This window comes from Psychromonas sp. (assembly GCF_047632995.1).
Lineage (GTDB): Bacteria > Pseudomonadota > Gammaproteobacteria > Enterobacterales > Psychromonadaceae > Psychromonas.
The window spans coordinates 1-8,762 of the sequence record NZ_JBLIEK010000132.1 but is presented as its reverse complement, the minus strand read 5'-3'; the positions used below and the strand labels follow the sequence as shown (position 1 = coordinate 8,762).

The window sequence follows — 8,762 nt, the reverse complement described above, 5'->3', positions numbered from 1 at the left end:
GACGCTTATCAGGCATATCTTTCATAATTGTTTCAACATCATCAATGAAACCCATACGTAACATTTCATCAGCTTCATCAAGCACTAATGTTGTTAGATGTGAAAGATCCAATGTTTTACGTTTCAGGTGATCCATAATACGACCAGGTGTACCCACGACAACTTGTGGTCCTCGACGTAACTGTTTGAACTGAATGTCATAGCTTTGGCCGCCGTAAATTGGCATTACGTGGAAACCACGCAAGTGACGAGCGTAAGTTTGGAATGCTTCTGCAACTTGAATAGCTAATTCACGCGTTGGTGCAAGTACTAATACTTGTGGGAAGTTTAATGAAATATCAATATTTGCAAGTAAAGGTAATGCAAATGCGCCTGTTTTACCTGTACCTGTTTGTGCAAGACCTAAAACATCTTCACCCTTTAAAAGGAGCGGGATACATTGCGCTTGGATTGGAGAGGGTGTTTCATAACCTAATTCAGACACAACTTTAAGAAGTGTCTCTGGAAGGTTTAGATCTGTAAAGTTAATTGTTGCTTCTTCTTTTTCTGTATTTTTTGACTCTGACATAGTGGCCTCATGAGTTCAGTTTAAATCTGTATTTAAGCAATTACTTAAACACACTAAATTCAGCCTATACCTACGTCACATCAATCATCTCAGTAACTGAAACTAACTATTAAATCTCGCGTTATCAACCGCGTATGTAGGTAAAATCTGAATATTTCGCATCGCGTAAAGGATAAAGCCTTTGCGAGGGTGGCGTATTCTACTCGATCTGCTTGCATAATGCTTGTATTATTTAGAGGTCACGCGCAAAATCATAAAAAAAAGATGTTTATTGTCTGTTTTTGAAATAAAAAACTTGCCAATCTTTTGCTTGCAAGTGCAGAGCGTGCCTCTCCCGTTTTTCCATATTTTCCATGCTCGGTGTGTGCCTCAATTCAGTTGCAACTATAAAATTCTTCTGTTTTTCTTATAGTTAACTAATCCTTTAAGCGGTAAACTTTATATAAATATATTGTTTAAGGAATTTTGATGTGATTGATGCACAAAAAGCGTTGCAAGTTTGGATCCATATGCCAGCGAGCTTTACTCGTCGTCTGGGGGTGTTGAGTCAAGCTAATACCCCTTGGAACACTGTTTTTTTAAAACAACTGCAACGTGCAAAATCTTTGGGCGTTGATGCGGTTATTTTACCTATTAGTTGGAGAGTAGTTGAGCCCTACGGTCCTAATGGCGCGGATCAGCAAAGCAACTGGACAAGTTATCGTCGCGTAATTGATATCTGCATCAGTCAAGGATTGAAAGTTATTCCAGAGTTCCATTTCGCGGCGACCAGTCTAAAAGATTCTAGTCTGTTAAACCTGCTGCCGGATTGGCTGTGGGGACTATTGATGAACCATCTCTCTGATCAAGAAATTGAAAGTCTTAAGTATATTGATAGCTATGGTCAGGATAGTTTTGTCGCCACATCCCTGTGGAGTGATCCACTCGTTCTGCCCTATTTTGAACGCTTATTATCCGGTTTTCAGCGTAACTTTTCTGATCTCTGTGACCATATTCCCCATATCAATTTAGGTGCCGGCCCAGAGGGTGAACTGCGTTATCCTTTTTTAGGACTTCATAGTGAAGGCCCTGATTTTCTTCAGCTCCCCTGTTTTAGTGTTGCAGCAAAAGCGGATTTCAAGCAGTTTATTGAATTGCAGGCCGGCAGTGATTTCGCGCTGCAAGATTCAGATTTATATCAGCAATTAATGAGTGATGATTTTTTTCATCAGCAATTAAGCTATCTCCAACATTTACCTCAAGATCTTGTTGGTGCGAGTGAGGCGTTCAATTATTTTATCCGTTGGTACCATCAAAGCCTGATTGAGCATGGTCAGCGATTACTGGCTCTAGCTAATAAGGTATTTGACAAACAATGGCAGAAAACCACGCTTGGTCTGCGTCTTCCGCTGCATTTACCAGAAATTAAAAATAGTGCTGAAGTTGCGGAATTAGTGTCAGGATTATCTCCACAGTTGTGTGCTGATCAGGCAACGCAGAAAAGCAATTGGCAGGAGAGCTTTTCTCGATTGCTCGATGGCGCCTGGAAGTCTCGTACCCGTTTACTTATTTGCGGGTTGGATGAAACCGTTCATGATAATTGTCCAGCACTTATAGCTGCCGCTCAAGATCTCAATATCCCGCTTATTACGGAAAATAGCCAGCAGGTGAAATTAAATAATCACAATGACTGGGATAAATTACTAGCAAGAGTGATGCAGCAAGATACATTCGCTGGCTGGAGCTTGCGTGATTTAGATCTTTTGACTGAAGACGAGGGGATTGGCGCCGCCCGGTTACGCCAGTTTGGGCGCTTAAAATATGGGCAGGGGCAGTATCAGGGGGCTAAGCGTAAATCTTTTCGGGTAATGGCACCTTTGCATTTAAAAGTTGCTAATCAAAAGCAGTTACTTGATGAAGAAAATTGGCTTGTTTTTGGGCAGGAACTCAAAGTGTTGCGTGAAGCGGGGGTGACCGCTATTTCAACCGATCTCTGGTGGGGGTTGATTGAAGGGCGTCATCCTGGCGAATTTGATTGGAGCTATTATGATCGTCTTGTCGAAGTATTGGCTGCTAATAATATGCATTGGGTACCTATTCTCTCCTTTCACCAAGCAGGTGGAAATGTGAATGATGATTTTAATCAAACTATTCCTTTATGGTTATGGGGGAAATTACTGGAGCAACATCAGGAGATAGAATCTGTTCGAGATCTGCAATATGTCAGCGAAACGGGTGATCCCTCGATGGAGTATGTTTCATTGTGGGCCGATCCCTATGTCTTGCCCTATTATTTAGCTTTTGTGCAAGCATTTAGAGATCACTACCGTGAGCATGTGGCTCTGATTGATGAAATAAATATAAGCATGGGGCCGGCAGGGGAGTTACGCTACCCAAGTTACAATGCACATGATTGGGGGGATTATCCTAACCGTGGAACGCTGCAGTGTTACAGTCCGCTTGCTCAGCGGGATTGGATCGCTTATTTGCGTAAAAAATATAACTCTATTGCTGCCTTGAATTCTACTTTCGGAACGCTGCATAGCAGTTTTGATGAGATCTTGATGCCGGATGCTGAGAGTTTATTTACCAATAAAAGATATATTTACAGTGCATGGGCGAGAGAATTGTTGATCTGGTATAACGAAAAACTAGTACAACACGGACGTGATGTACTTACCGGGGTATTAAAACTTTTAAGTGATAGTGATTATTTAAATGTGCCGGTTGGGATTAAAATACCCGGTATTCACTGGGTAATCAGCGATCCGTTAATGCCACGCGCTGCGGAAATATCGGCGGGATTAATTCGCGTTCACCCAAATCTGGATCAGAAAAATTCGGGGGAGTATGTAAAGTTAATCAAAGGGATTGTGCCTGAAGAGCATCTATCACGAGTGGTCATTCACTTTACCTGTCTGGAAATGATAAATAAAGATCATGAAGGGTATTCTCGGGCAGAAGATCTGGTTAACTGGATGGCTGATGCGGCTCATAAGGTCGGTGTCGAGTTAATGGGGGAAAACGCACTGGCAGGAGAGCTTTATGGCATTCAGGGATGGCAACAGATGGAACGTGCATTGACGCGCAATCCAGGCTATGACGGCATCACTTTATTACGCATGCATAACTTTTTTGATGAGAGTAAGCTTCCTTTGGAACAGCTTAAATCTTTGGTAAACCGCTCTATCTAGCAGTTAATCAGGAATATCATCTTGATAAACGAGAGTATATTTATAAAATAGACTCTCGTTTTTATGGCGCAGCGTTAATAATCTAACTAAGTAGTTATTAAGCTTATTTATAAAAGGAGTGATCGCCACTTTGATGTTCTGTGATATCACGAACTGCATTTAATTCGCCAGAAAATTCCTCTAGAAGCTCTTTTTCGATCCCCTCTTTTAAGGTCAGATCAACTTGCGAACAACCGTTGCAACCTCCGCCAAATTCAATAATTGCGACATTATCTTGGGTAATTTCAATCAGCTTAATAAAACCACCGTGGCTTGCAAGTTGTGGATTTATTTGTACCTGAATAATATATTCGACACGTTCAAGTAATGGCGCATCGTCTTTAACTTTACGCATTTTGGCGTTAGGTGCTTTTAGCGTCAGCTGTGTACCCGTCTCTTCTTCGACCAAGTCGATAAAAGCTTCTTCTAAAAATGCCAGACTAACATCATCAACTAACGCATCAAATTCATCATAGTTAAAGCGCGTATCACTACCCTCAACCGCTTCTGGCGGGCAGTAAGAAACGCCGCATTCTGCTTTTGGCGTGCCTGGGTTGATAACAAACACACGAATGCTTGTGCCTTCTTTTTGTGGTTCAAGTAACTTTTTAAAATGTGCTTGTGCAGCGGGAGTAATTTCAATCATAGCTAAACCTTTATTCCTGAGTCATTTACTCAGGCATTATAGCGGGGATTATTATCAAGAAGAAAGTAAAGAATGCAGATTTATTTTTTCAGGCTCTCTCGGAGCAGTAATTTGCACTGCGAACATGTTACTCGCAGTGCAATCAGAGAGGACTAATCGAGTTCATTTAGGCTGATAAATTGTGTTGTGCCTGTACTGTTCAAGGTGACATCTAGGCCATTATCTACATATACCCAGGTAACAGAATCATTTGCAAAAGTGGCAACGCCGCTTCCTGATTCAACTCCCTGAACGGTAGTGGTTGTTTCTCGCACTGTATATTGTCCCAGTTTTTCCTTGCTGTATTCAACGTTAACGTTGCTTTCCTCGTTTCCTAACTGATCTTCAACTATGATCACCTTTCCTTTAATAGACATTGTTGTCGCAGTTAGATCCATAGTGATCGTTGCGGTACTTGGATAATTTCCTTCTGTATTGATAGAATATATGCCATTAAATGTGTCACCTTCAAGCTGACATTGATCGTAAGTGACTGTGAAAAGTGAACCACCGGCTATATTTTCATCATCATAGCTCAGATTGCTTTTTAAATTGCCGCTTTCACATTGCTTAGTGACCGCTTGATTGATTAGTTGGCGTAGTTTTATTGGCGCAACAGACGACTCATCAATTGATACCGAATAGCTTAGAAAGCGATTAATGGTTGATGAATCATACATATCAATAAAAACTTCCTTAACATTTGCATCAGTTATTACAAAAGAAGTCGAAGTCGAATCATTGCTGCCACCGCCACATGCAAAAAGAGAAAGTGCGCTGCATAAAGCTGTGAATACGGGTAATATTTTCATAACTCAAATCCGTTTTATTTTTAAGTGTAATAGACTGGAAATATAGTAGTTTGTGAATAAATAGTCAATTAAAGATGGTGATGCGGATCTGTCCGGCAGATACAAAACACGGTAATGGATGACACTTTTTCAGCAAGCAGACAGTGGCAAAGGCTATCAATAGTCGCGCCGGTCGTGACAACATCATCTAACAGAGCGATATGTTTACCTTGTAACGGGCTGTTTTTATTGGCAGTAAACGCCGCGCGCAAATTTTTTCTGCGTTTGCTAATGGATAACCCCTCTTGGGCTTGTGTTTCTTTATTGCGTTTAACACTGTTTGCCAACAAGGGGATTTTTAATTGCCGAGAGACAATGTCTGCAATTAATTGCGCTTGATTAAAACCGCGCTGGCGCAATTTTTTAGAATGCAAAGGCACGGCAATTAAATAGTCAAAACCGGTAATCTGATCGCCGCTAAAGTGAGATGCAATAGAGTCCGCCAATAGTTGCCCAAGCAATTCCCCTGAAATTAATTTATGTTCATATTTAAGCTGTTTAATAAGCGTGGGATAGGGCGGCTGGTAGCTTGCCAATGCATGTAATTTAGTGAAAAGATGTTTTTGTTTTACACAATCGCCACAAAATAGCTGCGAGTTGGTGAGCGATAATCCGCAATATTGACAACAAACTCTCGCTTGCAACATCTCTTTTTGGCAATAGGGACAGATCAGTTTATTATGGCTCGGCAAACCACATAACAGGCATTGAGCAGGCAATACGCGCTCAATTAATTGTTTTAATTGTTTTTTAATAAAATAAAAAGCTGAGTTCAACGCTTCTACCAGATTAACAAGGGAAACCGTGAGTATAGAGCAAACAGTATATTGCCGTGTTATCGGTCAGGGTGAAAACCTAGTTTTATTACATGGTTGGGGTGTGAACTCAGCTGTTTGGGAGCCTGTGATTGAACAATTAAGTCAACACTTTCGGTTATACCTGATTGATCTACCCGGATTTGGCAAAAGCAAAGGGTTATCAGAGTACACATTGCAAACAATCGTTGATGCGATTGTTGCTGTGTTGCCGGAGCGCGCGGCTTGGTGCGGTTGGTCTCTGGGTGGTTTAGTGGCAACTTATGCCAGTTATATTTATCCCGATAAGGTCTCTAAATTAATTCAAGTTTGCAGCTCAGTTAAGTTTGTTGCTGAGACAAGCTGGCCGGGGGTTGAATCTTCTGTTTTTGATAACTTTAAGCAGGCGGTGCAGACCGATAGGGATAAAACGTTAGGGCGATTTATTGGCATTCAGGCGATGGGATGTGCAAGTGGCCGCAAAGATGCGTCAACGTTAAAAAAATTATTGGCGGGGACAGAGCAAGCTGAGAGCAAGGCTTTATTGGCAGGTTTAGAGCTGCTCAATAAGAGCGATCTGCGTGAGAAATTTAGCCAGCTAGCTGTGCCCTGTCTATCACTTTTCGGTCAGTTTGATAGCTTGATTCCTTTGCAAACGGGTCAGGAGATGGGCTGTTTGTTAGCCAAATCACAACAAAAAACATTTAAAAATTCAGCGCATGCGCCCTTTATCAGTGAGGTCGATGCATTTAATGCAAGCGTGATAAATTTTATGATTGATTAAATATTAAACAATAGCTTTATTTCTGTTAAGATAGTGCCATACTTTTCATGCAGCATAACTGCTTAACTCTTTAATATAGTAAGGTGATTTATGGATGTTCGTTCAGCCTACAATTCAGGCATAACTGGTTTTCAAGATGCATCTGCTCAGCTGAGTCAGTCAAGCGCTCGGATAGCCCATGCGGGTGTCGCAGAAATAAGTATGACGGAAAATCAGGCGCCATCGGAGAGTCAATCTCGTTCTACTGAGCGGACACCCATCTCTTTAACCACGGAGTTAGTAAATTTAAAAGTGGCAGAGTTTCAAGCGAAAGCATCTGCAAAAGTTATTAGTACTGCTGATGAAGTGTTGGGCACCTTAATTAATACCAGCGTATAAGATCAACCTCTATGGTTAATATCAATGCGCATCTTCCTCCCGCTATTGCTGTTCCGTTTCATCCACCGACGGAAGGTTTACAGCATGATAATTTAATCAAGCCTATTATTCCCAAAACAGAGATTATCTCCTCTTATACAAAAATTCGCGATGATGAAAGTCGCACTCAACTTTCAGATCAAGCGCGCAGTATTATTCAGGATCAAGGTAGCCAAAACGCAGATGAGTCCGCACAGCAAGAGTCTTCAGCAGAGCAAAGACGTGGTCAATTTTTCGCCCGGCGAAAGGAGCTTTCCTCCTCTGCATCAGAGCAGGGGGAGTCGCAGTTAGCTGCCATTAAGGATTTTAAACAGGTTATTTCAGTGATTCAGGCACGTTATAAAAATGCGGTCAGTCCATTACCTGAGCCACTTGTTAATTACGCGGTGTAATTATAAAAAAGGGCCATAGCAGGGCGCTTCAATTGTATAAACAGCAGTCACAAAAACGCGGATCATGGCATGAGTCATGATCCGCGTTTTTTTGGTTCTCTATTTGTAATTAGCGCGTCAATTTAAAACTTAACAAATTCAACGCGGCGATTATTTGCTTTCCCCTCTGCGCTGCTATTATTGTCCAGCGGTTTACTTTCCCCTAACCCTTTTGATTTAAGACGGTTCGCAGCAATGCCCAGTGCAACCATGCGCGCCATCACCGCTTTTGCTCTTGCTTGTGAGAGTGTCTGGTTGGCTTGTGTCTCGCCATCACTGTCGGTATGTCCTTCAATACTTAAATTAACCGCACTGTTTTTGCTCATTAATTTAACTATCTTATTGATAGCGCCATTGGATTCCGACTTGATATCGGACTGTCCGATATCAAAACGGATCCCATTGACCACTATTTTACCGTCCGATAAAAGACGATCATAATATTTCACCCCGCCTTTGGCGATGCGGACGTTTTTGATATATATGGATTGACCTTGGTCAAGGTTTAGTTCTATGCTAAAACCTAGTGGCTTTGCTTTAGAATGGGGGATATTGATTAAGCGAGTAGCATCCATATAGACTTTTAATTTACCCTTGGTATAAGCAATGGCAATATGTCGCCAGCCCGCCACTTTATCCTCATATTGACTCTTGCCTTCCAATTTGTTTTTTTGTTTTTCACTATCAACCTCAATACCATTTACATGAATATCAATTACGTTCTGGCCATTATCTAAAGAAGTTTGATTTTTTCTGTCATATAAATATAACTGCAACTCTTGATAAAATATGTTTTTCGAAAAATAAGCATCAAATTCTATGGTAAATATCTCGGGCAGATAATCTTGTGCGCTATTTTTTAAATAAGGTACGATTTCCGCGTGCCCATTTGTCAGTGCAATCACATTTCCCCCGTCAAATTCCACTATTTCTGTATTTCCCGACACCATATCCCAACGCGACGGGAATTCGCCATTCTCTTCATCACGGCTGGGGCCATCGCTAAAGATAACTTCATCA

General features: G+C 41.4%; 9 protein-coding genes. 4 read left to right on the top strand and 5 right to left on the bottom strand.

Translation table 11 applies throughout. The features are described from left to right. Positions 1–568 (bottom strand): DEAD/DEAH box helicase (locus ACJAT7_RS16225; RefSeq protein WP_415227846.1); only part of this gene is annotated, 568 nt, incomplete at its 3' end. Positions 569–1,038: 470 nt separating this feature from the next. Between ACJAT7_RS16225 and ACJAT7_RS16220 the strand changes: the two genes are divergently transcribed. Then, entirely contained in the window at positions 1,039–3,741 is a 2,703-nt protein-coding gene (locus ACJAT7_RS16220) for a family 14 glycosylhydrolase (protein WP_415227845.1), read from the top strand. 103 nt (positions 3,742–3,844) lie between these two features. Here ACJAT7_RS16220 and nfuA read toward each other — a convergent pair whose 3' ends face one another. The 3 genes from nfuA to ACJAT7_RS16205 all read right to left on the bottom strand — a co-directional run bounded on the left by nfuA (position 3,845) and on the right by ACJAT7_RS16205 (position 6,092). Then, a complete protein-coding gene (gene nfuA, locus ACJAT7_RS16215; protein ID WP_415227844.1) occupies positions 3,845–4,426 on the bottom strand; it encodes a Fe-S biogenesis protein NfuA in 582 nt (193 codons plus the stop codon). Between the two features lie 152 nt (positions 4,427–4,578). After that, positions 4,579–5,277, bottom strand: a complete 699-nt coding sequence (locus ACJAT7_RS16210) for a hypothetical protein (RefSeq protein ID WP_415227843.1) — start codon at positions 5,275–5,277, stop codon at positions 4,579–4,581. Between the two features lie 68 nt (positions 5,278–5,345). Then, entirely contained in the window at positions 5,346–6,092 is a 747-nt protein-coding gene (locus tag ACJAT7_RS16205) for a ComF family protein (protein WP_415227842.1), read from the bottom strand. A gap of 28 nt (positions 6,093–6,120) precedes the next feature. Here ACJAT7_RS16205 and bioH point away from each other — a divergent pair, with 28 nt between their 5' ends. From bioH to ACJAT7_RS16190, 3 genes are all read left to right on the top strand, one after another. Beyond that, complete coding sequence (bioH, locus tag ACJAT7_RS16200) at positions 6,121–6,894, top strand: pimeloyl-ACP methyl ester esterase BioH (RefSeq protein WP_415227841.1); 774 nt, start codon at positions 6,121–6,123, stop codon at positions 6,892–6,894. Between the two features lie 90 nt (positions 6,895–6,984). After that, on the top strand, positions 6,985–7,272 hold the full coding sequence (locus ACJAT7_RS16195; protein WP_415227840.1) for a hypothetical protein: 288 nt from the start codon (positions 6,985–6,987) through the stop codon (positions 7,270–7,272). Between the two features lie 11 nt (positions 7,273–7,283). Next, positions 7,284–7,703: a hypothetical protein gene (locus ACJAT7_RS16190; protein ID WP_415227839.1), complete on the top strand. Its 420-nt coding sequence runs from the start codon at positions 7,284–7,286 to the stop codon at positions 7,701–7,703. Between the two features lie 122 nt (positions 7,704–7,825). Here ACJAT7_RS16190 and ACJAT7_RS16185 read toward each other — a convergent pair. After that, positions 7,826–8,762: OmpA family protein (locus ACJAT7_RS16185; protein ID WP_415227838.1), on the bottom strand; the 937-nt coding region annotated here is incomplete at its 5' end.

Excerpts from the sequence above, each read along its gene's own strand:
- nfuA (WP_415227844.1), bottom strand. The coding sequence starts at position 4,426 with ATGATTGAAATTACTCCCGCTGCACAAGCACATTTTAAAAAGTTACTT.
- ACJAT7_RS16210 (WP_415227843.1), bottom strand. The coding sequence starts at position 5,277 with ATGAAAATATTACCCGTATTCACAGCTTTATGCAGCGCACTTTCTCTT.
- ACJAT7_RS16195 (WP_415227840.1), top strand. The coding sequence starts at position 6,985 with ATGGATGTTCGTTCAGCCTACAATTCAGGCATAACTGGTTTTCAAGAT.
- ACJAT7_RS16190 (WP_415227839.1), top strand. The coding sequence starts at position 7,284 with ATGGTTAATATCAATGCGCATCTTCCTCCCGCTATTGCTGTTCCGTTT.